We start from the raw sequence: 24,877 nt of genomic DNA, 5'->3' as shown, positions 1-24,877 counted from the left end.
GACGATGACGACCCGCAGATGGGAGAGAAGATCGCCGACCTGCACCGGCGACGGTACGAGAGCGACCCCGAGCTGGCCGCGCTGGTGGGCATGCTCGCCGCCCCGCTGGCGTCGGGGTGGCGAGCTCTGAACGTGGTCCCTACGGGCTCAGCCCGTCGCGACGATCCGGTAAGCCCTGATCACCGTCTGCTCCACCGCATTCCCCGCCGTGTCGCCGGACCTGGCCCGCAGCGACACGAACCCGTCGCCCACGGGATGCCGCAGCACCACCCGTGAGCCTCTCACCTCCGCCTTCGCCCAGGTGGCGCCGTCATCGTAGGACACCTCGACGGTCGTCTCCCGCGGGCGTCCCCCCGAGCCGCCCGGCTGCGGGCGCACGGAGAACGGCACGGTGAAGAGCCGGCCCGCGGGCGCGGCGTTCTCCGCGTCCAGCGCAGGGGTGAACGTCACCACGGAGACCGGCAGCCGCACGGTGCCGTCCGCGGCGGTCGCCGAACGGAACGTCCACGCGACCGACACGCGCGTGCCGAGCACGGCGGGAACGCCGCGCTCGGCCTCGGCCACCAGCCGGTATCCCGCCTCGCCGGCCGGCACCTCGAAACGGGCCTGAAGGCCGGCCGCCTCGCCGACGCGTTCGCCGCCGCGATAGAGGGTCAGGCGCTCGGTGGCGCGGGAGGACCAGCCGAGGGAGCCCCGCCCGTCGCCGAACATCCACAGGTCGGCCGAGATCACGTCACCGGTCCGGGAGACGGTGCCGCCTTCCTGGTCGCCCACTGGCAGGGACGGGCCGAACACGCCGCGGTTCCACCACTCTCTCGTGACCCGGCCCGCCGGGTACCGGTGGAAGGCCGACTCGAACTGGTTCACCCGCCCGTCCGCGCCGTACTCCCACAGGTAACGCTGCCAGCGGATGCCGTCCCCGGTGTTGACGTGTTCCGTCCGCACCGAGGGGGTGATGACGGGGTCGGGAGCCAGCCAGGTCGAGATCTTCCCGTCGTGTGGCCAGGCCCGGCTCGCCGCTTCGCCGGTCGCGCCGGGCAGATGGCGCGCGTAGTCGGTGCGTATGGTGGCCAGCCGCTCCCGCGTCGTGTCACGCCGGAACCCGGTCACGACCCTGCCCCGCTCGAACCAGGCCATCCGGTACGTGTCGGCCCCCGCCCAGTGAGCCGCCACCATGGTCAGCAGCCCCTCGTAGTCACGGTCGGGCCCGAGCTGTGCCGTGAACATGCGATCGAACCGGTTGCCGAGCCATCCACGGTCCTGCGGCGTGCCGCCGGGCCCGCGCCGCTGGTAGACGACCTGGCCGAGCACCAGCTTCGCGTCGGCGCTCGGCGTGGTCACGTCGAGCGGCCGGCCGAGCCGGGCGTCGGCGTCCACCGTCCGGTCGGCGTCGAGTCGCAACTCCGGCTGGACGAGCAAAGTGACGCCGTCCTCGTCCAGCACCGTCGTGTCGAACAGCCACCTGCCCTTGGGCAACCGCAGCGTGGTCGTCTCCGCGCCCCCGAACAGCACGATCGGCAGCGCCTCGGCGTCCAACCGGAAGATGCCCGTCTCGAAGGCACCGGTGGGAACGCCCGCCCTGTTCGTGTGCCTGATCGTCAGGTTGTAGCTCTCGACCTCCTTCTCCACCGCCACGGGGGTGCTCACGCTGACGCCGTCGGCGCCGGAGGCCACGACGTACCCGCCGATGAAGCCGTCGGGCCCGGCGGCACTGGTGTCGGCGGTGACGGCGGCCTCCGCCGTGCCGCCCGCGGGGACGACGATCGTGTCAGGCGACACCGTGAACGCCTCGCCCGCGCGGACGTCGAGCGTGAGGGTGAGCGGCGTGTCGGAGTGGTTGCGGTAGACCAGTTTCCTGGTCACCGCCTCGTCGTCGCCGTGCGGCCACTCCTGTCGCGGGAAGCCGATGCCGGCCGGTTCGGCGGTCACGTTCTGGAGCGTCGCGCGAGCGGCGTCCACCCGGCCCGCGCCTTGCCCGTACACGTTGACAGCGGGGTTGGGCTTGGCCGAGCCCATGAGCGCGGCCTTCAGCGTGTCCGCCTTCCAGCCGGGATGCTCACCGGCCAGCAGGGCCGCGACACCGGCCACGTGCGGGGTGGCCATGGAAGTGCCGGACTTGGTGACGTACGAGCCGGTGCCGGGGCTGTCCTTGCTCCGGGCCGCGGTGATCTCCGCGCCGGGGGCCGTGATGTCCGGTTTAAGCCCGTTGTCACCGACGCGAGGTCCGCGGCTCGAGAACGACGCCGGTTCGTCGGACTTCGTCACCGCGCCCACCGCCAGCGCGGCATCCGCGCTGGCCGGGGACGACACCGACCGATCGGTCCCGGAGTTGCCCGCCGCCACCACGAACAACGTGCCGTACCGCTCGGTCAGCGTCTGGACCGCCTGCTCGATCGGGTCGGTCTCCGGCGTGTCCGCCGTGCCGAGGCTGAGGTTCACGACCTGGGCGCCCTGTTCGGCCGCCCACTGCATGCCGGCCAGGATCGCCGACTCGGAGCAGAGGACGGATTCGCACACGCGGCCGTCCAGCAGGGCAGCGTCCGGAGCCACGCCGCGGTAGCGCCCGCCGGAGGCGGCCCCGCTGCCCGCGATGGTGGAGGCGACGTGCGTGCCGTGGCCGACGACATCGCGCTCGTCCGGCTCCTCGGTGAAGTCGCGCCTGGCCACGACCTTGCCGGCGAGGTCCGGGTGAGTGGCGTCGATGCCGGAGTCGAGCACGGCCACCTTCACGCCCTTGCCGGTGTGGCCGCGGGCCCAGGCGTCGGGCGCCCCGATCTGCTTGACGCTCTGGTCCAGCGACACTTTCCTGAACCCGTCGAGCCAGACCTTGCCGCGCGTCCCGAGCAGCCCGGCCCGGCCGGTGGATCCGGCCAGGTCCCGCCAGAACCGCGTCGCCTGCGCGCGTTCCTCCTGTACGGCGTAGCCGCCGACCGCGGGCAGCGCGGCCGACCGGGCGCCGCGGAGCAGGGAGGCCGGCCGCTCCGCCCCGGTGACGATGAGCGGCAGCGAGCCGCGGCGGTCGTCGTATCCGTAGTCGAGCAGCGTCGTCACGTCGAACAGTCGCTCGTCGAGACGTCCGGCCCTGAGCAGCGGGAGCGCGTCGCCGGGGATCACGCGTAACCGGCCCGCGTCCCGGCGGGTGTGGAACATGACCTCGTCGCGGCCCTCGCCCCGCTCGACGAGCGCGGTGTCCGGTCCCACGACGGTCACCCGGTCGCCCGTGATCAAGGTGACGCTCCGGGCCTCCGCCCCGGCCGCGCTCTGCTGCCCCGCCTGCGCGGTGGCGGTGGGTGAGGCGGCGAGCGCGGCCGCGGTCAGCAGTAACACCCCGGCCGCTCTGGCTCCTTTACGCACTGTGAAGCTCCTGATCGTCGACAGTGGATCACTATGTATCTGCCGATGCGACCATTCACGTTCACGCCTGCTAGAGGCCGGTCATCACGAGCCTGATGTAGTAGGAGTAGTAGGTGTCGTCGGTGCCGGTGATGGTCTTCACCAGGCCGACCGACTGCCCCGTGGAGAGCGTGGCGCAGACCGAGCCCTGCGCGGTGATCGTGCCGAGGGTGGTGCCGCCGGAGACCCACGGCGGGGTGACCTCGCGCAGGCTGTAGAGCGCCGAGCCGGAGGAGCTGATCGTGGCGCTCGGGCTGCCGAAGGAAGCGGTGTAGGCACGGGAGCCGGCCCACATGTTGACCCAGTTGTTGCCGGCGGGATACATGATCCCGCCCAGGTTGATCCGGATCTCGTCCACGCCGTCGGACTCGTCCACGTTGTTCGAGTCGATGTAGTCCAGTTCCACCCGGCAGGTCGCGGCCCTGGCCGTCGCGCCGGCGGGCGGTGCGACGGCCAGCGCCGCCGGTACGGCCAGGGTCGCCGTCAGTGCGAGCGCGGGGATCAGTTTCTGAGTGCGCATCCTGTTTCTCCTACGGTGTGAGGTGTGCTCTGCCGCTGTCGCGGAACGCGGCATCAGAGTGGGGCCGGCAGCGTGAGCGGATCGTGAGAGCCCAGGTCAGTGACGGAGAGCACGTTCCATATGCGCCTTTTGGCACAGCCGCGCGACCGGGGCGCGCCTACTGTGCTGCTTCTATGGGAGAGTCGCTGACCCTGCTGCTGCTCGGTCCGCCGGAGCTGGCCGTCGCGGGGCGGCCGGTGGACATCCGCGCCGCCAAGACGCGCGCCCTGCTCTGCTACCTCGCCGCCACGCCGGGGCCGCGACCGCGCTCGGAGCTGGCCGCGTTGTTGTGGGGCGAGCGGCCCGACGCCAACGCCCGGGGCAGCCTGCGCCTGGCGCTGTCGGAGCTGCGCAAGGAGGTGGGCGGGTGGCTGGACATCACCCGCGACCACGTACGCTTCCGCGCCGGCGACGGCTGCTTCGTCGATCACGGGCGCCTGGCCCAGACGCCGACCGTGGCCGAGGCGCTGCGCTTGTGGCGCGGCGATTTCATGGACGGCGTGTGGTTCTGCGACGCCCCGGCGTTCGGCGGCTGGCTGGAGTCCGAGCGCGGGCGGACCCGGCTCCTGCTGCGCGACCTCCTGCTGCGGGCCGGCTCCGCGCCGCCCGACCAGTTCGTACGGCTGGCGCGGCTGGTGGCCGGGCTGGATCCGTACGACGAGGAGGCGCACCGGCTGCTGATCACGGCGCTGGCCAGGGGCGGGAACCGGGGTGCGGCGCTGGCCTGCTACGACGACCTGCGGCGGCGCCTGGCCGACGAGCTGGGGGTGGAGCCCGCGCCGGAGACGGCGGCCGTCCGCCGGCAGCTCGTCACCTCCGTACGAGCGCCGGAGGCGGCGGCCGGCCGGCAGGTCCGCGCCGCGCCGCCCGTGCCCCGTACCGACCTGTTCGGCCGGGAGACGGAGATCCGCGAACTGCGCGCGCTGCTGGCCTGCGAACGCCTCGTGACCCTGCTCGGCCCCGGCGGCGTCGGCAAGACCCGCCTGGCCATCGCCGCCGCCACGTCGTCGTGCGCGTTCGTGTCCTTCGCCGGGGTGGGCCCGGAGGCGGCCGTCACGACGCTGGCCCGGCGTCTCGGCGTGGACCTCTCCCCGCAGCGCCCCGCCCTTGACCTGCTGCTGGCCGCCCTGTCCGGCCGCGATCAACTCCTCGTACTGGACAACCTCGAACACCTGCCGGCCATCGACCCGGTCATCGCGCGGATCATGCGCACCGCTCCGGGAGTGCGGATCCTCGCGACCAGCAGACGCCGCCTGGACGTGCCCGGACAGGTGACGTTCGAGGTGGCGGGCCTGCCGGGCCCGGAGGCTGAGGCGTTGTTCGCCTCCAGGGCCGTACGGGCGCAACCGGCCTTCGACCCCGGCCCGCACGCCGTCCCGGTCGCCGCGATCTGCGCCGCCATCGGCGGCCTGCCCCTGGCCATCGAGCTGGCGGCCGGCCTGCTGCGCGCGGTGCCGCTCGCGGAGCTGGCCCAGCGCCTCGGCGTGGACGCCGGCCTGCTGTCGGCCGACGGGCCGGCCGCCCGGTCGCGGCACGCCTGCATGCGTACGGTCTTCGAGACCTCCTGGCGGCTGCTCGACCCGGCCGGGAGAGCTGCGCTGGCGGCGTTGTCGGTGTTCAGCGGCGGCTGCACGCTCCGGGCCGCGCTGGAGGTGGCCGGGACCACGCCGCGCGTCCTGGTCCACCTGGTGGATCACAGCATGATCCAGCTCGCCCCGTCCGGCCGCTACGTCCTGCACCCCGTCATCCGGCAGTTCGCCGCCGGACACCTGAACCCCCGGGAGCGCCGCGCGGTGCGGGAACGGCACGCCGCCCACTTCACTCGCCTGCTCGACCGGCACGCCGCCGCCCTCCAGGACGCCTCCGACACCGAGGTCACCCGCGTGCTGGGCGTGGAGCTGGACAACATCCGGCTGGCCTGGGCGGTGTCCGGCCGGCCCGGCTTCCTCGACCGCTACTGGGTGTTGTGCCTGCGCCTGCGTCTGTACGAGGAGTCCGGCGCCGTCGTCCTGCGGCACCTCGCCCGTACGCGCGAGGCCCCGTACCTTCGGGCGCGGTGGTTGCGGATGGCGGGCGTCAGCGAGCACCAGCTGGCCAGGGAGCGCGAGTCCACCCGCCTGGCCAGGGCGGCGCTCGACACGATAGGCGAGCCGCTCCCGACATCCCGCCCCGGCCTCGCCGCCGCCGTCCTGGCGGCCGCCGCCCGCCAGGTCCTCCACCGCGTCCTGCCGATCCGTCGCTCAGGGGCTTCGGCGCAGGCCGAGGCGGCGCAGGCGCTGACGTTCCTGGCGCGGCTGGCCTACCACCAGCAGGACCTGCTCACCATGCTGGCCGCCTCGTCACGCCAGCTCAACGCCGCCGATCGGACGCCGGATGCGGCCCTGCGCGCGGAGGCGTACGCGAACTTCGCCACCATCGCCCGCGTCGCCGGACGACATCGCCTGGCCACCCGCTACGGCGCCCTCGCCGATCGATCGCTGAGCGACATCGACCACCCGACCGAGCCGGCGAGCCGCGCCCGCCTGGCCAGGGGGCTGGATCTGCTCGCGGCCGGGGACTTCGAGGCGGCGTGCGCGTCGTTCACCGAGTGCCGGGCCAGGACGGTCGACCCCCGGGTGGCGGAGAACTGCGCGGGGATGCTCGCCGAGACGGCCCTGTGGCGCGGCGACTTCGAGCAGGCGGCGGAGCTGTTCGCCGCCACGGCGGAGCAGGCGGCCAGGCGGGTGGGCGGCGACGACATCGGCCGCCACTGGTGCCTGATCGGCCAGGCCGAGGCGCTGCTGCGCCTCGACGGGACGAGCGCGGAGCGGATCGGGCAGGTGCTGGCGGCGGCCCGCGCGTCGACCGACCGCCGCCGCGCCCACGAGCAGCGACTCGGCCTGCGTGACGGCACGGTCATGCCGGTGATCCAGGAGATGCGCCTGCTCACGGCCACGGCCCGCCTCGGGCGGATCGGCCCGGGACAGGCGCTGACCACGGTGCTGGAGCTGGCCGCCCGCCTGCCGGCGGGCCGGCGCGGCCTGCTGGAATGCTGGTCCGGCCTGGCCGAACTGCTCGTGTCCCTGCCCCCGGACGCCGCCACGGCGCGTCGGCTCGACCGGCACCTGGCCGGGTTCCAGTCCCGCCACCCCGGCTCCGCGGCCCGCATCGGCTGGGCCCGCGCCCTCGTCCTGGCCCACGGGGGACGGCGGAAGGCCGCGAGGAAAGCGGCGGAACAGGCCATGAGGACGGCCGAACGGCTCTGCGCACCGTACGATCACCGCAGGGCGAAGGAGCTGACCGAGCGCTCCCCGGCCCGTTACGGTCTCACGCCGCGCGGATGACGCGCCTTCCGACGACGGACGTGACGCCCAGGGTGACGCCGATCCCGACCACGATCGTGACGGCGTAGGGGAGGGGTGCCGCGGCCTGCAGGGGGTTGCCTGTTTTGACGACGGCGAAGGGCAGGACCGTGACGAACGCCCCCACGCTTCCGGCGACGGTGCTGATGGCGGTGGCCGTGCCGATCTCGCGTACCAGCATGCGCTGTGTTTGGGCGCCGGTCGCGCCGATCAGGGACATGGTCGCGAATTCGGAGCGGCGCCGGGTGATGGAGGCGACGAGGTTGTTGGTGAGGGCGATGGCCATGAACGCCGCGATCAGGGCGACGACGAAGTAGTTGATCGAGGCGAGGACCTGGGCGGTGCCGTTCGCCGTGCCGGAGCCGTTCTCGATGCCCTGCATGCTGAGCGTGCCCGCGGCGACGCCGACGAAGAGGGTCAGGAACGTCACGGTCGGCCGTACCCGGTCCGGGGCCACGGCGAGGTTGATCGCGGCCAGGCGGGACGGGGCGGTGGTCTGTGCCCGGCGGAAGGCGCTGAGCGTGGCGTTCGCCGTGACGACGAGCTCCGGGGCGAGAATGCACAGGCCGGCGGCGACGAGTACGCAGCCGGGTCCGGTCATCGCGGTGGTGAGCACGTCGGCCGGGTCCATGGCGAGTACCCCGGTCGATGAGGCCAGGCCGGCGGCGATGATGATCGTCGCGGCGACACGGCGCCGCCGTTCCGGACGCCGCACGGTACGACGGCGCGGGGGCGGGGACGCGTCGGCCACCGGGCTGCGGTGAGCGAGGGTGCGGCTGCCCATCCACGCGGCGAGCACGCTCGCGGTCAGCACGACGAGCATGCCGAGGACCGGGAGGAGCACGCCGGGCGCGAAGACCGAGGCCGCGTCGGTGAGCCCGGCCGCATGGATGCTCCGCATGACGATCCAGCCGACGAGGTAGCCGCCGGCCAGGCCCGGGAGCGCCGTGACGGCCGAGACGGCCGCCGTCTCGATGGCGAGCAACTGCTGCACCTGCCGAGGACTGGCGCCGATGAGACGGATGCCCGCGATCTCCCCGGCCCGGCCGCCGAGCGCGACGCTGATCGTCGAGACCATGGCGAACAGGACGATCGCGACCGCCCACCCGCCCATGATGAGCGGGAACTGCACCAGGAACGCGCGGTCGCCGGCGGCCGTGCTCCGGGCCAGCCCGGTGCCGAGCAGGCTCATCATGCCCGTGACCAGGATCGTGCCGACGAGCGCGACCAGGCCGGTGGCGATCGCGGCGGCACGGTGATGCGCGAAGGAGCGCATGGCGATTTTGATCATCGGCTCGCCGCCGCGTCGTTGGCGGCCTGCTCGGCCGATTCGACCAGGACGGCCATTCTGCCGGCGACCTGCTGTGCGGTGGGCCGCGGGAGGTGATCGACGATCCGGCCGTCGGCGAGGAAGAGGACGGCGTCGGAATAGGAGGCGGCGACCGGATCATGCGTGACCATGATGATCGTCTGGCCGCGGTCCGCGAGCTCGCGCATCAACCGCAGGACGTCCCTGGCGCTGCGGATGTCGAGGGCGCCCGTGGGCTCGTCGGCGAAGACGACGTCGGGGTCGGTGATCAACGCTCGCGCGACCGCGACGCGTTGCTTCTGGCCGCCGGACAGCTGGTGAGGGCGGTGGCTGCCCCGGTTGCCGAGCCCCACGCGGGCGAGCAGGTCGGTCGTGCGCGCCGGCGTCGTCTCCCGCGAGTCCAGGCGCAGGGGGAGCTCGACGTTGTCGACGGCCGAGAGCGCCGGCAGAAGGTTGAACGACTGGAAGACGAATCCGACGCGGCGCCGGCGCAACTGCGTGAGCTGGGTCTGATCGAGCGAGCGAAGGTCCTGCCCGTCGAGCTCGATGGAGCCGGAGGTCGGCTGCTGCAGCCCGGCGGCGCAGTGCAGGAGCGTGGTCTTGCCGGAACCCGACGGTCCCATGATCGCGACGAAGGAGGACCGGGCGACATCGAGATCGACGCCGCGCAGCGCATGGACCGGCCCGGCCTCTCCCGGGTACTCGCAGCGTAGACCGCGGATGCGCAGCACGGGTGGCGCGGGCGCGGCGGTGGCGTACGGGGTCATGGAACCTCTCTAAATGATTGTTTTAAACGAACATCTTAAACGAACGTTTATTTGATACCGTAGGGCATGTGAGTGCGAAGGACAAGCTGCTGCTGGCGGCGCGCGACTGCCTGCTGACCAAGGGGTACGCGCACACCACCGTGCGAGACCTGGTCGCGGCGTCAGGGGCGAACCAGGCGTCGATCAACTACCACTTCGGGTCCAAGGAGCGACTGCTCACGCGGGCCCTGCGCGATCTCAACACGGAGTGGGGTGAGCTGCTGTTCGCCGTGCTCGAAGAACCCGCCGGGACGCGGTCCGGCGATCAGGAAGCCCTGTGGGGGCGGATCATCGACTCGATCCAGGCCAACCGATCGCTGTGGTTCGTCAACTTCGAATCCGTGGCGTCCGCGCGGCAGGACGAGGAGATCCGGGGGATGATCGCCGGCGGTCAGGAGCTCGCGCGGGCATCGCTGGCGCGGGCGTTCGCCGGCCTCGGGCCGGACAGCGATCCGGGGGAGGTCCAGGCGGCCGGATCGCACTACCTCGCCCTGCTCGTCGGGCTCGCCTCGCAATGGCTCACCGACCCTGAACGCGCGCCGACGGCGGAGCAGTTCGCCGCCGCCGGCTTCGGCTCCGGCCGTCGCGGATGACACCGCCCCTGCGCTGCCACCCCTCGGCTGGGGACGTCCGCCGAGGGGCGACCTGCGCCGACGGTCGGTCCATGCCCTTTGCGGAAGGCGGCACTAAGGCGCGAGGGGAAGGCGCACCTCGAAGCAGGCGCCGCCGTAGGCGGAGTCCAGGACGGCGATGGTTCCCGAGTGGGAGCGTACGACGTCGGAGGCGATCGCCAGGCCCAGACCGGTGCCGCCGTGCCCGCGGCTGCGGGCCGTGTCCAGCCGGGTGAACCGTTCGAAGACCCGCTCGCGATCTTCCTCGGGGATGCCCGGGCCGTCGTCGCCGACCGCCATGATGGCCTGCCCCCCATCGCGGTGCACCTCGACCTCGATCTTTTCGCGGGCATGCCGCTGGGCGTTGTCCAGCAGGTTCGTCAGCACGCGGGTGAGCTGGCTGGACACCCCCTGCACCGTGACACCTTCCGCCAGGCTCGCCCGGACCGGGATCCGGTCGGCGCGCCGGCCCAGTTCCGTACGGGTCAGGTCCCCCAGGTCCACCTTCTCGCGCGCCGCGGATGTGCTGGATCCGAGCCCGGCGAGCATGAGCAGATCCCCCATGATCGCCTGCAGCCGGTCGACGTCGCCCAAGGTCTCGGTGAGCAGCCCATCCACGTCCCGGCCCTGCGGATATATCTGGGCCTCCTCCAGCTTGACGCGCAGCCCGGCCAGCGGGGTGCGCAGTTCGTGCGAGGCGTCGGCCACGAACCGCCGCTGTTCGTAGGTGGCCCGCTCCAGCCGCAGCAGCGTCTGATTGAGCGTATGGATCAGCTTGGCGATCTCGTCGTCGCCTTTCGGCTCGGTGATGCGATCGCTCAGATGGTTGAGGGTGATCGTGGCGAGCTGGGACCGGACGGCCTCCACGGGTCGCAGGATGCGCCCGGTGACCTCCCAGGCGATCCACCCGACGCCGGCGACCAGGATGGCGGCCTGCGCCGCCACGATGGAGTCGACGAACGTGGTGGACGTCAGCGTCGTGGTGCGCCGGGCGGCGTAGACGATCGGGGACCCGGGCCCGTCCACCCGGAGCGCGGTGATGCGCAGGCAGCCTGGCGCGGGGTTGGCGCAGGTCTGGCTGTTCTCCATCGAACCGCCGGAAGAGGGCACCAGCTTCTCCATCGGCTCGCTGCCGGCCGTCGGGGACGCCGCGAGCACATGCCCGCTGGGACTCACGACCTGCAACAGATCGACCCCGGGCACCGACGGCTTGACCGTGCGAGGCAGGACACCCGCGCGTACGGCGGCGGCCGCCAGCACCGCCTGTTGCTGCGTGTCCTGCCATGCCATGTCGGCGATCGCCTCTGAGATCATCTTGCTCATCAACAGGGCCATGGGTATGAGGACCAGCAGCGTGCAGACGACGCTCAAGATCGTGAGCCGCCCGCGAATCGACCGCGGGCGCAATTTCGACAAATAGCTGCCCACACCCCCAAAGTAGTGAAACAGTCCTGGACCAGGACAATGCTGGGGGAAAGCCTCGGCCAAGTCTCCGCGGATGGGCACGGCCTGCTCATGGGCTTTCCCCGCCGCCCGCCGCTTCCTACGCCGCCAACTGGCGCCGGTGATGACCATCACGACGCCGAGCAGGACCGCCCTGCACCGCCGAGTCCCGCGACGGAACGAGCCCGCCGTGCTCGACCCGCCGCCGATCGACGGCAGCCGTTTCATGGGCGTACGCCGGACGGCGGGCCCGTCTTTGCCGGGCGTGGCGCGCGGACCGGGACGGGAGCTGCGGCGGGGCAGCCTCAGGGCACGTCCGGTTCCACGGCGGCCCGCTTCGCCGCAGACACGCGCCGTCCGTAGGACCACGCTCCCACGACGAGAGCACCCCCGAGCCCTCCGAAGGCCAGCCCGCCAAACAAGATCATCCACGTCACGTCCCCGCTGCTGGTGAAGGGCGCCGGTGGCGCGAACCGCGGAATCACCCCGACAACGCTGAGCGGCGCCAGGACCAGCAGCACAACCCCGTACACGCCGAGGCACAGCCCCACCCCCCAGGCCGGGACCAGGGGCAGGAAGGCGGGCACCCGCCGCCCGGCGAGAAACAGGGTCCACCGCGGAAAGACCATTCCCCACCGATGCACCAGCCCAAGAGCGAGAAACACGCCAAGCAGCGCCGCCAGCACCGTCAGGTCAATGCCAACGGCCGCCAGCGCCTGATAGACGGCATCCCCATCGCTCTCGACCCCCCGCAGCCAGGCCTCCCCGCTCACTCCAAGGGCATCACCGCCCAGAGTCCACACCGTCTTCACCCCCGCCCACGGCAGGAGCCCGCACAGCAGCAGATACACCGCCCTCCGAACCCGCAGCGAAGCAGCCACACGCCCTCCCGACGTCGAACATCCGTGACACCGCAAGGCTCCCGTCAAGGGCCGATGGCGCGCCTCCCTCGTACGAGGGAACCCATTCACACCACCGGGTGAAGGAAGCGATACGCTGTACGGCAAGCGATGCACCGTACGAACATCGGAATTCCGAACTGGTGCCGGCGATGTGGTGGGGCGCGGTGATCTCCAACGTCAAGCTGGCTCGGCCCGGGACCGCACGGTCAACAGGTCATGTGCGGGCTCTCAGAGGTCACGCTCCGGCCTGCCGCCGGCGCAGCAACTCGGCTGCGATCGAGTACGGCGGTGCCGCGGCCCGGGATCGGGAGGCATGCTCGACGATCGCGTCCGTGACAGAGCGGTCGTCGGCGGGCCGGGGGTATGTGGCGTAGACCTGCTGGAGCATCGCGGCGCCGAGGTCGGTGAAGACGCCGGCGTCGGAGAAGACACCCTTGTGCGTCAGGTAGGTCAGCAGCCCGCGCCGGTCGGCAATGCCCAGGGAGGAGTGCAGGGCAATCGCTTCCCACACCCGGTCGACGTCCGCCGTGGCGATGCCGTGCTCGGTCAGCACGGATGCCGCCAGATCGGCGCCTTCCACTTCGAACCGGGCCTGGCCGGCCGCGAGGGTGCCCAGCCCCAGATCGTGCATCACGCAGGCGGCGAAGAGCAGGTTCTCGTCGTAAGCCGCATCGTTCAGGCAGCCTTCCTGCTCGGCCAGCAGGCGGGCGAACAGGAAGCTGCGGATGCTGTGGTCGGCGATCGGCGCGCTCTCCGTCTTCTGTACGAGGGCGAGGCCCGCATCGGCCAGCGGCCCCGTGGGCAGGGCGAATATGTCGTTCATGCGCCGAACGTATGAGGGCGGAGCAAGAACGAGAAGAGGCCCGAGTGCCATGCATCGCCAGGATCGGGTCATGCCCGGTGTGTGCTGCGTGATTGATCGCGCCCAGGGAGCGCACCGCGCCTCGTTCTTGGTGGACGGCACCGCCTGAAGGTCTGTCTGGCGGCTTCAGCGGGCGGCCCGGGCCGGGCGGTACCGGCTACGGAAGGTGGCTGGTGTGGTGCCGGTGCGCTGGACGAAGTACTTGACGAAGTTGCTGGCGTCGAGGAAGCCGAGGCGGGCCCCGATGCCCGCGACGGGTTCTTCGCCGTGGGCGAGGAGGCGTTTGGCCTCCAGCACGACGCGACGGTCGATGAACTCCTTGGCGCCGACGCCGGCCGCGGCGAGCGCGGCCCGGGTCAGGGTGCGCGGCGAGTATCCGAGGGCACGTGCGTAGTGTCCGACGTCGCGGGCCTGGGTGAAGCCGGTTTCGACGGCGGCGCGGAAGCGCTGGAAGGTCTCCGCGTGCTCGGCGGGCAGGGTGCCCACGGGTGCGGTCAAGTGGGTCAGGCGCAGCAGGAGCACGGCGAGCAGCCGCTGGAGGATGGCGGAGCGGGTGGGGGCCGGCATGTGGGTGGTGCCGTATTCGTGGGCGAGGTGGTCGAGGGCCAGGTGCAGGGCGGGGGCGTCCTCTGCGGTGATCTGCCACAGGGTACGTCCGAAGGGGTCGTCGAGGCGGACGTCGGCGGCGGTGGCGGGGTCGAGGAAGTCGGGCTGGAACAGCACCACAGTGCCGGTCGCCGCGCTGAGGTCGCCGAAGCGCTGTACCTGGCCGGGGCGGACCCACAGCCAGGTGCTGTCGGTGGCGGCGTAGTCCGCGAAGTCGATCATGTGCCACAGCAGCCCCTGTTTCACCGTGAGGAGCAGGTGGAAGTCCGGGCGCTGTGCGCGGCCCGCTCCCTCGGCGTCCCGGGCGCCTTCCGTCCCGCCGTGGCGATGCAGGCGGCGGCGCAGCTCGGCGATCGGCATCACTTCGACACCGGCCGCGCCGGCCGCCGGCGGGACGTACTGGATCTCCGGGATCGCTTCGTGTCCGTTTTTCACCACGACGAGACCTCACCGTACCTGGGCGGAGCCTTTCGCGGCTCCTATGTTTGAACTCAGTCGAGAGCATATGCGGCGGCAAGGACGTCGCAGCTCCCGGCCGATATCGATGACTGACTTCTACCAATGTCAGGAGGCCCGAATGACAGACCGTTTCCGTCTGACGTACGCGTTCGACGCCTACTGCGGCTGGTGCTACGGCTTGGGCCCGGCGCTGCGGCAGTTCGCCGACGGCAACGCGGACCGTATCGATCTGCGGGTGTTGTCCGGGGGCCTCTTCTCGGGCCCGCGCGCCCTGCCCGTGGCGGCGTACCCGCACATCCCGGCCGCCAGCCGGCGCATCGCCGCCGCCACCGGGGTCGCCTTCGGGGAGGGCTACAAGCACGCCCTGGCCGAGGGGACCCTGGTGCTGGACTCCACCGACGCCGCCGTCGGCCTGGTCGCGTTGAGCCGCCAGGCTCCCGGACGCGTCCTGGAACTGGCGAGCGCACTCCAGCGCGCCTGGTGCGTCGACGGCCACAGCCTCTCCGACCTCGACGTGTACCGGTCCATCGCCACCGGGCACGGCCTCGACGCCGACGCCGTCGCCGAAGCCATCCTCGACCCGGCCACCCGCACCGAAGCCGAAGACGGCTTCCGGGAACTGCGCCGGCTCGGCGTCGACGCCTACCCGACCCTGCTCCTGCACACCCCCACCGGCATCCACCGGCTCGGCGGGCCGATCTCCAGCGCCCTCGAGCTCACCGAGGCCCTCGACCGGCACATGGCCCCCACCTCCGCCTGACCACCCCCCCGAACCACCACAACAGATCACAAAGGAAAACACTGCCATGACGAACATCGCTGTCTTCGGCGCCAACGGCACCATCGGCTCCGCCATCGTCCGCGAGGCCCTCGACCGCGGCCACACCGTCACCGCCGTCGTCCGCGACCCCGCCAAGGTCACCGAACACCACGCGAACCTGACCGTCACCACCGGCGACGTCCTCGACGTCCAGTCGGTCGCCGCCGCCGCGAAGGGCGGCGACGTCGTCGTCAGCGCTGTCGGCGGCGGTGACGGCCCCGGCCACATCGCCACCATCAAGCCTGCCGCCGTCGCCCTCACCGAAGGACTGCGGACGCTCGGCGGGCAGGCACCCCGCCTGATCACCGTCGGCGGCGCCGGGTCCCTGCGCACCCCCGACGGCAAGCAGGTGTGGGACGCCCCGGGCCTGCCCGACTTCCTGCTGCAGATCATGCACGCCCACGGCGACGCCCTCGACTACTACCGGACCGTCACCGACGTCGACTGGACCAACATCAGCCCCGCGGCCATGATCGAGCCCGGCACCCGCACCGGCAGCTACCGCACCGCCCTGGACGACCTCATCACCGACGACGACGGCAACAGCACCATCACCGTGGAGGACTACGCGGTCGCCCTCGTCGACGAGATCGAGCAGCCCAGGCACCGTGGGCGGCGCTTCACCGTCGGCTACTGACCGACAGGCGCACAGCCTTTTCGGCCCGCCACGGCTCTTGCAGCCTCCGGCCCGGCAACGCGGGGAACTACGCACAACGACCGGTGAGGGATGCCCGCCTGGACGACATCGCCGATGCTTCCGTTGCCGCGAAGTTCCCCGCGGCGGCCCAACCGCCGTGTGATGGCAGACAGCCGTTCGCCGCGGGCAACCACGACAAAGGTCGCCCCCCAGAGATCCGGCTCGCCGAAGATCCCCGCCGCCGCCCTCACCGAGCTCCAGGGCACGGGGCACCGCTTCCGTGCGGGGCTGGACGAGCTGTGTTTGAGCCCCGTAGCGGCTTCAGGCATGGTGTCGGCGTAGTCGTCGATCACATCGATGCGGAAGAGGCCCGGCGCGGTGGCGAAGCCCACGACGGAGCTGACGTGCCCGGAACGCAGGTGCCGCAGTAGCGGCAGCACGGCGCGCGCACCGTGGCTTCGTTGGAATCTTCCTCGGCGGCGAGCAGGCCGGTGCCGGCGTTGTTGACCAGGACGTCGATGCGTCCGAACCGTTCGACTGCCGCCTGGATGCTCCCGGGGCCGGTCACATCCGACGGCACGGACAGTTGTCCCCATCGGGGAACTGCTCGCGGATGCCACCACCTGATGTCCTGCCGCGAGCTCCGCGCGTGATTTCCAGGCCGAACCCACGGGCCGATCCTGGGTTTCAGGCGGTGCGCAGGTCGAAGGCCGCCCGGTTCTGGGCGACGAAGCTCTCGACATCGAGGGGGTCGGTGCCGCCGATCTTCTTCACGACATCGTTGGTGCCGGCGAAGATGCCGTTGCGGTAGTCGACCGCGACGGCGAGAAGGTGCTGGATGAGGTGTTCCGAGGCGCCGCGGCCCTCGAGGATGGTTCTGAACTCGTCGAGGCTGATGGGCACGTAGGTGACCTGACGGCCGAGCGCCTGCGACATCTTCTCGGCGATCTCGTAGTGGTTGAGCTCCACCGGCCCGTACAGCGGGTAGATCTTGCCGGCGTGCGGGGCGGGGTCCTCCAGGATGGCCGCGATCACCCTTGCCTGGTCGCTTTCAGCGATCGGGGCATGGCGTCCGTCGGCGAAGGGCAGCCGCAGTTCGCCGGTCCCGTCGGCCCAGGTGTTGATCAGCCACTGGGCGAAGAAGGTCGGACGGATGTGGGTGACGGCCACCGGGAAGCGGTCCAGCACACGTTCCGCGACCCAGTGCTGGCGTGCCGCGTTGCTGGCGGAGTCGCGGCGGGCGGAGATTTGCGACATGTTCACAATCGCCTGTACGGCGTGCTCCTCCGCAGCCAGGGCCACGTTCGCCGTGGCGTCCATCAGGCCGGGAAGGATCGGGTAGGTGAAGTACAGGGCCTCGATCCCCTTCATCGCCTCCGCCAAGGAGTTGAGGTCGAGGACGTTGCCCTCCACGATCTGCGCCCCGAGTCCGGCGAGCCTCTCGGAGCGCTCATCGACCCGGCGGACGAGCGCGCGGACGTGGTGGCCGCGCTGAAGCAGCAGTTCGGCGGTGTGGCGACCGGTCTTTCCGGTCGCCCCGATCACCAGAAGATTGCGTTCCATCACGGGTTCCGTTTCTGGAGAAGTGCGGAGTCCTTTGCGCGGGCGCCGCACGGGCTCAGTGCGCGGTCGTGCGATGTCCGTCGGGCAGGCGGAACAGCTCGAAGAACTGCCGAGCGGCTCCACGACAGGTCGTCCTGAAGCCACCGCGTCATAGACGGTGACCTGCCCCTTTGCGAGGGCGTAGAACGTTTCCTTTTCGCAGATCAGGCGTCACCGGCACCGGGCCGGTCTCCACCCGTACCCGCTCGCCGTCGCCCTGCCGCCGACCCGCAAATGCGCGGCTTTCCCGACTGGATACCCGGGCCGCCTTGCGGCGGCGGGCCTCCGGGAACAGATGCAAATATCACCGAACTCGCGATGGCGTTCATCACCGATGACAGTCCACATCGGCATCTGCCGGTCGAGCGGCGGAGCCGCGAGACTTCTCGGCAACCGGAAGGAGCGCAATCATGATCATCGATCGCACTGCGCCGCGGGCCGGAACCGAGGCGGTGGCTCGGTCCCGCGGTGTTCCCTCTGTCGTCGCCGCTGGTGTCCGTGGACGTGTTCGTGCTGTGGCCGGCCCTACCTCGTCGCACGGGAGGGCATGTGCCTCCCGGCGAGCTGTGGAACCGGTCTCGATCACGTGGCCGCTCCTGGGCCGGGCAGCAGGTCGACGTCGCCGGCGTGCATCGGCTGGCCGCAGTGGGCGCAGCGCAGGTCGGTACGGCTGATCTCGCCGCATGCGTGGTGGCGGTAGAGCACGGGCGGTCCGGCCTGGCCGGCGAGCCATTTGTCGCCCCAGCCGGCCATGACCATGAGCAGGTCGACCAGTTCGGTGCCTTTGACGGTCAGGTGGTACTCGTGGCGTGGCCGGTTGTCGTAGGGGCGGCGTTCGAGGATGCCTTGGTCGACGAGGTGGTTGAGGCGTTCGGTCAGCACTTTGCGGGAGATCCCGAGGTCGGCCTGGAGGTGGTCGAACCGGTTCAGGCCGGCCCATACGTCACGCAGGATCAGGGGTGACCAGGGCTCTCCGATGACGTCGAGGGTGCGGGCGATGGAGCAGGCCATGTCGCCGAAGTTGGTGCGTTGCATGGGGTCAGTCTACCCATTGGAGTTCCCTTAAGGAACTTTAAGTGTTACGGTCATTGAGTCTCTTCAAGGAACTCCAGAAAGGAATTGCCGCCATGAGCAAGGTCATCGCCGCCCACGCGGTGTCGGTCGACGGCTACATCACCGGCCGCGACCCCGGCGCCGGACGCGGGCTGGGAGACGCAACGATGCTGTTCGACTGGTACTTCAACGGCGACACACCCAGCCAGGTCTTCGACGGGTTCAAACTGAGCGAGCCGAGCGCCCGCGTCTTCGACGCTCTCGCCGCACGTGCGAGCGCGGTCGTCGCAGGGCGCAACACCTACGAGGATTCCGACCGTTTCGGAGGCGGCAGCCCACACCCGAAAGCCCGGCTCGTCGTCCTCAGCCACCGGGCCGCGCCGGAGATGACCGACCGGCAAACCCTCATCACCACTGGCATCAAAGACGCGATCGCGGCGGCTCGCGAGGCCGCCGACGGCCGGGACGTCGGCCTCATGGGCGGCGGCGTCACGACCGAGGCCCTGAAGGCAGGGCTCGTCGACGAGGTGATCCTCCACCAGGTACCCATCCTGCTCGGCGGCGGCCGCCCCTTCTTCCAGTCGCTGCCCGAGCACGTACACCTCCGTCTGCTGGAGGCCGTACCGGCACAGGGTGTCACCCACCTCCACTACGAGGTGGTCCGATGATCCTCGTCACCGGCGGGCTGGGCATGATCGGCGCGCACACCGCCCGCGCGCTCGTCGACCTCGGACACGAGGTCGTCGTCACCGCACACCGCCGGACCGAGGTCCCGTCGTTCCTCGCCGGCCGGGTCAGCGTGGAGCCTCTCGACGTCACCGACCGGGACGCCTTCCTGGCCCTCGCCGATCGCCACGACATCAGCGACGTCGTCCATCTCGCCGGCAGCATCCCCGGCGAGGACCCGGTCCGCTACTTCCGTAAGGACACGATCGGCCTGCTCAACGCGCTGGACGCCGCCCGCACGTGGGGCGTGCGCAGGTTCGCCGTCGCGAGCAGCCTCGGCGTGTACGTCGGCCGGAGCGAGACCCGCTGGCACGAGGAGCTCGCGCTGCCCACCGCGAACCTGCCGCACCTGATCGTCGCCTTCAAGAAGGCCGTCGAGCCGCTCACCACGCACAGCCTCCAGGGCAGCGGCGTCCAGCCGGTCGTGCTCCGCATCGGGAGCATCTGGGGACCGCTGATGGACCCGGAATCACCGTTCAACCACATCCCGCCGTACATCAGCGCCGTGCTCCGCGGTGAGAAGCCGCAGCCGCTGTACGCCGACGACGGCGGCGACAGTTGCTACGCATCCGACGCCGGGCGCGCGATCGCCCTGCTGACGACCGCGGAAACCCTGCGGCACGACACCTACAACGTCTCCAGCGGCCGACCGTTCACCAACCGCGAGCTTGCGGACGCCGTGCAGGCGATCACTCCCGGCCTGCGGCTCGACCTCCTGCCCGGACGGCAGACCGGCCCCGGCGACAACCCCTACCTCGACACCACCCGGCTCACCCACGACACCGGCTTCGCACCGGCCTTCGACCTCGCCAAGGCGGTCGCCGACTACGTCGCCTGGCGCGCCGAGAACCCCCGCTAGAACCCCCACCCGGATCCGGCTGCAAAGATCGGCCGGCCCAAGATCAGGAGCATCTGATGTACGGGGCACTCGTCAGGCTCGTCGTCAAACCAGGAAAGCGATCGGAGTTTCTGGAGCTTTCACGCTGGAACACCCAGGTGGTCAGGGAATCCGAGCCGGGCACGCTGCGACTCGACCTGTGGGAGGTCGAGACGGAACCTGACGTGGTGTACGTCTACGAGGTCTACACGGATGAGGCCGCCTTCGAGAGCCACATCAACAACGGACCGGTGCAGAAGTTCGGTGAGATCATGAATGACCTGGTCGAGGGCTGGACCATGGTCATCCCCTTCGGACACAGCACCATGTCGAATCTGGACGAGTGACCTGGAGCCGACAAGAGCCAGGCCACGACCCCGGCGACAGGCGCGGCTGGCGTCGATCACCTGTCGTTGAACGAGGCAGGCACGCCGGCCGGGCCCGGCGAACGCATCGCCACCGGTGAAGCCTGGCGCCAAAGGCACGCAGCCGCTGCTGTTCACGGCGGCACCGCCGCTGCAATCACGCAAACTCGCCATTCCCGACCAGAACGGCGCTGTTGCGTGCGCCGCCGACCCATGCCGGCGGCGCACTCGCCCCGCTGACAAGGACCGGCTGCTGCCCCCAGCCGCCTGCCGACACCTGGGCAGCGTTCGCAACGCGCTGGTGAGGCCAAATCCTTCGCTGACAACGCCACTCGCTTCGGCTCGGTCTGTGAGGTGATCCGCGCGAATGGGCGGAAGAACTGCTGGCCATCCAGGGTTCGAGGTCCCTTCTCACAGGTCAGAGCGCGATGATCTCTTCAGGTAGGTGAGGCACGTGGACCGGTCTTCAAGGCGTGTCCCCGGTGTTCGGCAAAGCCCACGATGCCGGTAGAGGTCGACATCGGCGGAACCGGCGGATGGTGGACCTGGCCCGGTAAGGCGTGCAGGCCACGGCGACCCGGCCGCCTGATCTCACGATCAATAGGTCCCTGCGGAGACGTCCGCAGGGACCTATTGATGATCATGTCTTAGGGCTCGACGAGGCCGACCGCGAACGCGTAGTCGTCCAGGGTGAACTGAGTGATGCCTGTGATGCGCAGGGCTTGCACCCGGACGGTGTAGGTGCCCGGGCCCAGGGGAGCAGAGAAACGCTCGAGGGCGTGGGCCTCCTCGACGCCACCGGGGCTGTCGAACCTGTAGTCCGTGCTCGTGACCGGTTGCAGCTCGGTGGTCGTCCCCGCGGAGTTGACCACGACGATACGCACGGAGCACCAGGCACTGGCGTCGCCGGCGCAAATGGACTCGGCGGTGAAGCGGGCGTCGACGAATCGCGTCGTCCCTGAGGGCACGGTGACGTTGACAGACGCCGTCGGGATGTTCCCCCAGGCTCCGACCGTCTGGGCGGTCCATGGGCTGCTCTCCCCGGTGTAAGACTGAGCGCTGGTCTGCGTGCCGGTCTGGGAACTGGACACGGCGTCGGCGGCGGTGATCGTCAGCGCGAGAGCGCCGGACAGCGCTGCCGTGGCGAACGCGGCCTTGATGAGTCTGGACAACGGGGTTCCTCCCTGCTTGCGCGAAGCCGCGCGCTCCGCGATGGGTCGTTGCTGGAACCACGCTGACGAGAATTCCGTGGCCGGTGAAGCCCTGGCCGAATCATCCGTACAAGTCCGTACAAGCACCCGCCCGCCCCTGCCCGCGCCGGCGCATCGGCCAGCCGGTCGGCGGCGTACCTGTCATCCACCTCGGCCCGGACACGCAGCTCTTCGTCGCGTCTCTACGCGGCCCGCAGGCCGGCCGGCGCACAGGGGTGGCCCACCTCGGCCGGCGCACAGGGGCGGCCACTTCGACCGGCCGCAGGACGGCCGCCCTGCGGCCCGGGCCACGCCGGGCCACGCCGGGCCAAGGTGACCGGCTCGCCGCCCGCCCGCCCGCTCAGTTCGGCCAGCCGGCCGCGGGCCCGACGAATCCCGCTCTGCTTCACGAACCGCCTTGTGGACACAAGCCGGGCCCGACCGTGCGCCCCACCGGGTGGCGGAGGCAAGCTGGGATACCGCCACCGCCCGGGCGCTCGGCAGCCCGGCCGGCTCCAGCCTGATCTTCACCCCGAGCTGCGACGCGCCGTGCGGCGCGGGCGGCCAGGTTGCCGGCCCGCTGACCACCGGCGCGCAGTTCGACGGCGTGTTCGCCTTCACCGACGCCACCGCGACCCAGCACAAACCCAAGCTCACCATCACCGTCGCCCCGATCATCCCGCCGCACGTGCACTTGGATTACGGAACGTCCCGGATGACCTCTGTCAGCTCGCCGGAATCGATGTCGTAGAAGAGGCCGTGAATCTCAACGTGTTTCGGCGTGCCTGGGCTGTTGCGGATCAGGCTTACGTCGTAGTTGAGTGATTTCTCGAAGTCAGCGATGCAGATGCCGTCCCAGTCGTACGCAGACGAGATATCGGTGTGCTGTTCACGTTTCCACGCATCGATGATCCCCTCCTCCGTGAATGAGGTACCGCCGCAGAAGGAGTGGTGTACGACGACAACGCGCTCGATTCCGAAGAGGTGCTGGGAGACCGTGATCGAGCGAAGAGCATCCGCTGCGCGTCCACCCCCGACGATGAGGGGGAACACTGTCGCTGTAGAACCTCTCTTCCTGCCTGCCTCGTCGAGGACAAGGTCACCAGGGTAGACCTCGTCACCGAAGTAATCGGCCACTGCCTGCGCAACGCCGGCCGCCCGGGGGTCAAAGCAGTAGATGGCGATCGTCCTGACGGGAATCGAACTGGTGACGATCTCCCGGACTGCCGGTTCGCTGTAGCCCGGCTGCCCTCGGAATGTGAATTCGACAAAATCCGACATGCTTAACTCCGATTCTTGCGGTACAGTCCCGGGCTTTTCGCGCAACGCCCGGGATACTCAAAACCAGGGTGAGTCTTCGGCAACGTGAATGCTGCGCAGGTCGAGGATTTCGGCGATGGCGTTGGTGCCGTGGAGAATGGCTTCCTGGTTGGAGGAGACGGGGCGAAAGACGGCCCTGTTCAGTCGACGGAAACGGTCACCATGAGGCCGGTGCCGAGGGCCTCCGCCTACTCCCCCCACGGGCCATTGGTTACGCCACGCTCCATGAAGGTGACTCCATCTGCTTCTCGCTCACGCGCCAGGTGGTAGGCGATCGCGTACGGGGGCGCGGCGGTCTCGGAGCGGGCTCCGTGGGCGAGGACTTCGCCGGTCAGATGGCGGACCATCTCGAGCCGTGGGTAGGCGGCATGGATCTGCCTCTGTTCCTTGGCCACGAGGTCGAAATGTTTGCCGAAATCTATCCAGATGCCTTCGTAGGTGAGGTAGGTCAGCAGCCCCATTCGTTCGGGGATCTGCGGAGTGGTGTGAAGAGCGATCGCCTCCCAGACCCGGTCGACGTCCCGGGCGGGAGCGCCGAGGTCGGTCAGCACGATGGCGGCAAGATCGGCGCCTTCCATCTCGAACCGGAGCCGGCCGGGTGCGTCGGGGCCTGTACCCAGGTCGTGCATCACATGGGCGGCGAAGAGGAGTTCCTCGTCGTAGTCCGCGTCGTTCAGGACGCCTTTGTGGGCGGCGAACAGGCGGGCCCAGTAGAAACCGCGAATGCAGTGGTTGAGCACAGACGGATGCACCGCAGCACGCGCCGCGGCGAGGCTTGCCTCAACCAGCGGCCCGGCAGGAAGAGCGAGTACCTCGTTCTGCAGGCCTTCCGAGAGTGCGGGGATGCCGGTCATGACGCGACACTATGAAACCGGCCCTCCTACCAAAAGTGGCACGGATGCCAACCAGCGCTACAGTCGTGCCACTATGACAAACAGACACCACGTTGCGGTGCTCGTACTGCCCGGTGTGCTTCCGCTCGAGTTCGGTACCGCGACGCAGATCTTCGCCATGGACCCCCACTATGAGCTGACGGTGTGCGGTGACACCGACACCGGCCTGGTGCCAGGGTTCGGCTTCGCGATCACCGTCGCGGCCGGCCTCGAGGCGCTGGACGACGCCGCCACTGTGATCATTCCGGGTTACGACCACATTGACGCGACCCTGTCCGCTGAGCTTCTGGCGGCACTACGAGCAGCTCACGCCCGAGGCGCCCGACTCGTCTCCATCTGCACCGCGGCCTTCGCCCTGGCCGCGGCCGGGCTGCTCGACGGGCGCCGCGCGACCACACACTGGCGGCACGCCGAGCAATTGCGTCAGCGCTACCCACTCGTCGATGTCCTGCCGAATCAGCTCTACGTCGACGACGGCGAGATCCTCACGTCCGCCGGCGTGACCGCGGGAATTGACCTGTGCCTGCACCTGATCCGCACCGACCTGGGCGCCGCAGCAGCGAACACGCACGCACGCGATCTCGTCGCGCCGCCACGGCGACGGGGAGGCCAAGCACAGTTCATCGAACAATTCCGCCCCGAAGCGAGCGGAGATGAACTCGCACCTCTGCGGGAGTGGATGCTTGACAACCTTGCGACGCCCCTGACCGTCGGCCACCTCGCCGAACGCGCCCATATGTCGCGGCGGACACTGATCCGCCGCTTCCGTGAGGAGACCGGCACTCCGCCCATGGCCTGGCTGACCGACGCGCGCATTGACCGGGCACGCGAACTGCTGGAGGCGACCACCGTGCCCATCGAGCAGATCGGCCGCCTGACCGGTCTCGGCGCTCCCGCTTCCTTGCGGGCCGCATTCCATCGGCACCTCGGCACCTCCCCTCAGGAATACCGGATCCTGTTCCGCCACAAGGACGAGATGGCGGACGCATGATCCCGGGACGCCCTTGAGACGCATGATCCCGGGATGCCCTTGAGTCGCCCGACTCGACAGATGCGGGCCTTCTGGGGCGACAGTTGCCAGCACGGGACTATGACCTCGCGCC

Annotated in this window: 23 protein-coding genes; 9 read left to right on the top strand and 14 right to left on the bottom strand. The window is 70.3% G+C overall.

Going from position 1 to position 24,877, the window contains the following annotated elements:
* Nucleotides 1-147: 147 nt before the first annotated feature.
* Together ACWEPL_RS49970 and ACWEPL_RS49965 are read right to left on the bottom strand one after the other, a co-directional pair.
* Nucleotides 148-3,327, bottom strand: a complete 3,180-nt coding sequence (locus ACWEPL_RS49970) for a S8 family serine peptidase (protein ID WP_452440482.1) — start codon at nucleotides 3,325-3,327, stop codon at nucleotides 148-150.
* Nucleotides 3,328-3,424: 97 nt separating this feature from the next.
* Nucleotides 3,425-3,913, bottom strand: coding sequence for a hypothetical protein (locus ACWEPL_RS49965; protein WP_363968263.1), 489 nt, complete (start codon nucleotides 3,911-3,913; stop codon nucleotides 3,425-3,427).
* Between the two features lie 173 nt (nucleotides 3,914-4,086).
* On the opposite strand from ACWEPL_RS49965, the gene ACWEPL_RS49960 reads away from it, so the two are divergent.
* Entirely contained in the window at nucleotides 4,087-7,275 is a 3,189-nt protein-coding gene (locus ACWEPL_RS49960; protein WP_452440481.1) for an ATP-binding protein, read from the top strand.
* Here ACWEPL_RS49960 and ACWEPL_RS49955 read toward each other — a convergent pair.
* Together ACWEPL_RS49955 and ACWEPL_RS49950 are read right to left on the bottom strand one after the other, a co-directional pair.
* Nucleotides 7,259-8,584, bottom strand: coding sequence for an FtsX-like permease family protein (locus ACWEPL_RS49955; RefSeq protein WP_452440480.1), 1,326 nt, complete (start codon nucleotides 8,582-8,584; stop codon nucleotides 7,259-7,261). The genes ACWEPL_RS49960 and ACWEPL_RS49955 overlap by 17 nt on opposite strands.
* The gene (locus ACWEPL_RS49950; RefSeq protein WP_452440479.1) at nucleotides 8,581-9,369 is read right to left on the bottom strand and encodes an ABC transporter ATP-binding protein; all 789 of its coding nucleotides are present in this window, start codon (nucleotides 9,367-9,369) and stop codon (nucleotides 8,581-8,583) included. The genes ACWEPL_RS49955 and ACWEPL_RS49950 overlap by 4 nt, the downstream gene beginning before the upstream one ends.
* Before the next feature lie 68 nt (nucleotides 9,370-9,437).
* Between ACWEPL_RS49950 and ACWEPL_RS49945 the strand changes: the two genes are divergently transcribed.
* Nucleotides 9,438-10,001: a TetR/AcrR family transcriptional regulator gene (locus ACWEPL_RS49945; RefSeq protein WP_363968256.1), complete on the top strand. Its 564-nt coding sequence runs from the start codon at nucleotides 9,438-9,440 to the stop codon at nucleotides 9,999-10,001.
* Nucleotides 10,002-10,094: 93 nt separating this feature from the next.
* Here the strand turns inward: ACWEPL_RS49945 and ACWEPL_RS49940 are convergent, their stop codons facing one another.
* From ACWEPL_RS49940 to ACWEPL_RS49925, 4 genes are all read right to left on the bottom strand, one after another.
* On the bottom strand, nucleotides 10,095-11,342 hold the full coding sequence (locus ACWEPL_RS49940) for a sensor histidine kinase (RefSeq protein WP_363968254.1): 1,248 nt from the start codon (nucleotides 11,340-11,342) through the stop codon (nucleotides 10,095-10,097).
* Nucleotides 11,343-11,767: 425 nt separating this feature from the next.
* Entirely contained in the window at nucleotides 11,768-12,313 is a 546-nt protein-coding gene (locus tag ACWEPL_RS49935) for a hypothetical protein (RefSeq protein WP_363968252.1), read from the bottom strand.
* 286 nt (nucleotides 12,314-12,599) lie between these two features.
* The gene (locus ACWEPL_RS49930; RefSeq protein WP_452440478.1) at nucleotides 12,600-13,187 is read right to left on the bottom strand and encodes an HD domain-containing protein; all 588 of its coding nucleotides are present in this window, start codon (nucleotides 13,185-13,187) and stop codon (nucleotides 12,600-12,602) included.
* Between the two features lie 165 nt (nucleotides 13,188-13,352).
* A complete protein-coding gene (locus tag ACWEPL_RS49925) occupies nucleotides 13,353-14,270 on the bottom strand; it encodes a helix-turn-helix domain-containing protein (RefSeq protein WP_452440477.1) in 918 nt (305 codons plus the stop codon).
* 139 nt (nucleotides 14,271-14,409) lie between these two features.
* Here ACWEPL_RS49925 and ACWEPL_RS49920 point away from each other — a divergent pair, with 139 nt between their 5' ends.
* Together ACWEPL_RS49920 and ACWEPL_RS49915 are read left to right on the top strand one after the other, a co-directional pair.
* Nucleotides 14,410-15,051 carry a DsbA family protein gene (locus tag ACWEPL_RS49920; protein WP_452440476.1) on the top strand — a complete coding sequence of 214 codons (642 nt, stop codon included), beginning with the start codon at nucleotides 14,410-14,412 and terminating at the stop codon, nucleotides 15,049-15,051.
* A gap of 46 nt (nucleotides 15,052-15,097) precedes the next feature.
* Nucleotides 15,098-15,748, top strand: a complete 651-nt coding sequence (locus ACWEPL_RS49915; protein WP_350741353.1) for an NAD(P)-dependent oxidoreductase — start codon at nucleotides 15,098-15,100, stop codon at nucleotides 15,746-15,748.
* Nucleotides 15,749-16,097: 349 nt separating this feature from the next.
* On the opposite strand, the gene ACWEPL_RS49910 is transcribed toward ACWEPL_RS49915, so the two are convergent.
* The 3 genes from ACWEPL_RS49910 to ACWEPL_RS49900 all read right to left on the bottom strand — a co-directional run bounded on the left by ACWEPL_RS49910 (nucleotide 16,098) and on the right by ACWEPL_RS49900 (nucleotide 18,385).
* Nucleotides 16,098-16,328 (bottom strand): hypothetical protein, encoded by a 231-nt coding sequence (locus ACWEPL_RS49910; protein WP_452440475.1) that lies wholly within the window; start codon nucleotides 16,326-16,328, stop codon nucleotides 16,098-16,100.
* Nucleotides 16,329-16,435: 107 nt separating this feature from the next.
* Nucleotides 16,436-17,434: an NmrA family NAD(P)-binding protein gene (locus tag ACWEPL_RS49905; protein WP_452440474.1), complete on the bottom strand. Its 999-nt coding sequence runs from the start codon at nucleotides 17,432-17,434 to the stop codon at nucleotides 16,436-16,438.
* Between the two features lie 498 nt (nucleotides 17,435-17,932).
* Nucleotides 17,933-18,385 carry a winged helix-turn-helix transcriptional regulator gene (locus ACWEPL_RS49900; protein WP_452440473.1) on the bottom strand — a complete coding sequence of 151 codons (453 nt, stop codon included), beginning with the start codon at nucleotides 18,383-18,385 and terminating at the stop codon, nucleotides 17,933-17,935.
* Between the two features lie 92 nt (nucleotides 18,386-18,477).
* Here ACWEPL_RS49900 and ACWEPL_RS49895 point away from each other — a divergent pair, with 92 nt between their 5' ends.
* Genes ACWEPL_RS49895 through ACWEPL_RS49885 form a run of 3 tightly spaced genes read left to right on the top strand, consistent with a single transcriptional unit; the run spans nucleotide 18,478 to nucleotide 20,353 of the window.
* A complete protein-coding gene (locus tag ACWEPL_RS49895; RefSeq protein WP_452440472.1) occupies nucleotides 18,478-19,071 on the top strand; it encodes a dihydrofolate reductase family protein in 594 nt (197 codons plus the stop codon).
* Entirely contained in the window at nucleotides 19,068-19,988 is a 921-nt protein-coding gene (locus tag ACWEPL_RS49890; RefSeq protein ID WP_452440471.1) for an NAD-dependent epimerase/dehydratase family protein, read from the top strand. The genes ACWEPL_RS49895 and ACWEPL_RS49890 overlap by 4 nt, the downstream gene beginning before the upstream one ends.
* 56 nt (nucleotides 19,989-20,044) lie before the next feature.
* On the top strand, nucleotides 20,045-20,353 hold the full coding sequence (locus ACWEPL_RS49885; protein ID WP_452440470.1) for a putative quinol monooxygenase: 309 nt from the start codon (nucleotides 20,045-20,047) through the stop codon (nucleotides 20,351-20,353).
* 665 nt (nucleotides 20,354-21,018) lie between these two features.
* Here the strand turns inward: ACWEPL_RS49885 and ACWEPL_RS49880 are convergent.
* Nucleotides 21,019-21,543, bottom strand: coding sequence for a hypothetical protein (locus tag ACWEPL_RS49880; protein WP_452440468.1), 525 nt, complete (start codon nucleotides 21,541-21,543; stop codon nucleotides 21,019-21,021).
* Nucleotides 21,544-22,018: 475 nt separating this feature from the next.
* Here ACWEPL_RS49880 and ACWEPL_RS49875 point away from each other — a divergent pair, with 475 nt between their 5' ends.
* Entirely contained in the window at nucleotides 22,019-22,312 is a 294-nt protein-coding gene (locus ACWEPL_RS49875; RefSeq protein ID WP_452440466.1) for a hypothetical protein, read from the top strand.
* Here the strand turns inward: ACWEPL_RS49875 and ACWEPL_RS49870 are convergent.
* Together ACWEPL_RS49870 and ACWEPL_RS49865 are read right to left on the bottom strand one after the other, a co-directional pair.
* On the bottom strand, nucleotides 22,261-22,842 hold the full coding sequence (locus ACWEPL_RS49870) for a hypothetical protein (RefSeq protein WP_452440465.1): 582 nt from the start codon (nucleotides 22,840-22,842) through the stop codon (nucleotides 22,261-22,263). The genes ACWEPL_RS49875 and ACWEPL_RS49870 overlap by 52 nt on opposite strands.
* 227 nt (nucleotides 22,843-23,069) lie before the next feature.
* Nucleotides 23,070-23,735: an HD domain-containing protein gene (locus ACWEPL_RS49865; RefSeq protein ID WP_452440464.1), complete on the bottom strand. Its 666-nt coding sequence runs from the start codon at nucleotides 23,733-23,735 to the stop codon at nucleotides 23,070-23,072.
* 97 nt (nucleotides 23,736-23,832) lie between these two features.
* Between ACWEPL_RS49865 and ACWEPL_RS49860 the strand changes: the two genes are divergently transcribed.
* Nucleotides 23,833-24,765 (top strand): GlxA family transcriptional regulator, encoded by a 933-nt coding sequence (locus ACWEPL_RS49860; protein WP_452440463.1) that lies wholly within the window; start codon nucleotides 23,833-23,835, stop codon nucleotides 24,763-24,765.
* The last annotated feature ends 112 nt before the right edge of the window (nucleotides 24,766-24,877 follow it).

Source organism: Nonomuraea sp. NPDC004186 (genome assembly GCF_053603495.1).
The sequence above is the reverse complement of the archived record's forward strand: the minus strand, read 5'-3'. Positions and strand labels throughout refer to the sequence as shown.

What these genes read in the sequence shown, in the direction of transcription:
- ACWEPL_RS49965 (WP_363968263.1), bottom strand. Translation starts at nt 3,913, where the DNA reads ATGCGCACTCAGAAACTGATCCCCGCGCTCGCACTGACGGCGACCCTG.
- ACWEPL_RS49960 (WP_452440481.1), top strand. Translation starts at nt 4,087, where the DNA reads ATGGGAGAGTCGCTGACCCTGCTGCTGCTCGGTCCGCCGGAGCTGGCC.
- ACWEPL_RS49955 (WP_452440480.1), bottom strand. Translation starts at nt 8,584, where the DNA reads ATGATCAAAATCGCCATGCGCTCCTTCGCGCATCACCGTGCCGCCGCG.
- ACWEPL_RS49950 (WP_452440479.1), bottom strand. Translation starts at nt 9,369, where the DNA reads ATGACCCCGTACGCCACCGCCGCGCCCGCGCCACCCGTGCTGCGCATC.
- ACWEPL_RS49940 (WP_363968254.1), bottom strand. Translation starts at nt 11,342, where the DNA reads ATGAGCAAGATGATCTCAGAGGCGATCGCCGACATGGCATGGCAGGAC.
- ACWEPL_RS49930 (WP_452440478.1), bottom strand. Translation starts at nt 13,187, where the DNA reads ATGAACGACATATTCGCCCTGCCCACGGGGCCGCTGGCCGATGCGGGC.
- ACWEPL_RS49920 (WP_452440476.1), top strand. Translation starts at nt 14,410, where the DNA reads ATGACAGACCGTTTCCGTCTGACGTACGCGTTCGACGCCTACTGCGGC.
- ACWEPL_RS49915 (WP_350741353.1), top strand. Translation starts at nt 15,098, where the DNA reads ATGACGAACATCGCTGTCTTCGGCGCCAACGGCACCATCGGCTCCGCC.
- ACWEPL_RS49900 (WP_452440473.1), bottom strand. Translation starts at nt 18,385, where the DNA reads ATGCAACGCACCAACTTCGGCGACATGGCCTGCTCCATCGCCCGCACC.
- ACWEPL_RS49895 (WP_452440472.1), top strand. Translation starts at nt 18,478, where the DNA reads ATGAGCAAGGTCATCGCCGCCCACGCGGTGTCGGTCGACGGCTACATC.
- ACWEPL_RS49890 (WP_452440471.1), top strand. Translation starts at nt 19,068, where the DNA reads ATGATCCTCGTCACCGGCGGGCTGGGCATGATCGGCGCGCACACCGCC.
- ACWEPL_RS49885 (WP_452440470.1), top strand. Translation starts at nt 20,045, where the DNA reads ATGTACGGGGCACTCGTCAGGCTCGTCGTCAAACCAGGAAAGCGATCG.
- ACWEPL_RS49870 (WP_452440465.1), bottom strand. Translation starts at nt 22,842, where the DNA reads ATGTCGGATTTTGTCGAATTCACATTCCGAGGGCAGCCGGGCTACAGC.
- ACWEPL_RS49865 (WP_452440464.1), bottom strand. Translation starts at nt 23,735, where the DNA reads ATGACCGGCATCCCCGCACTCTCGGAAGGCCTGCAGAACGAGGTACTC.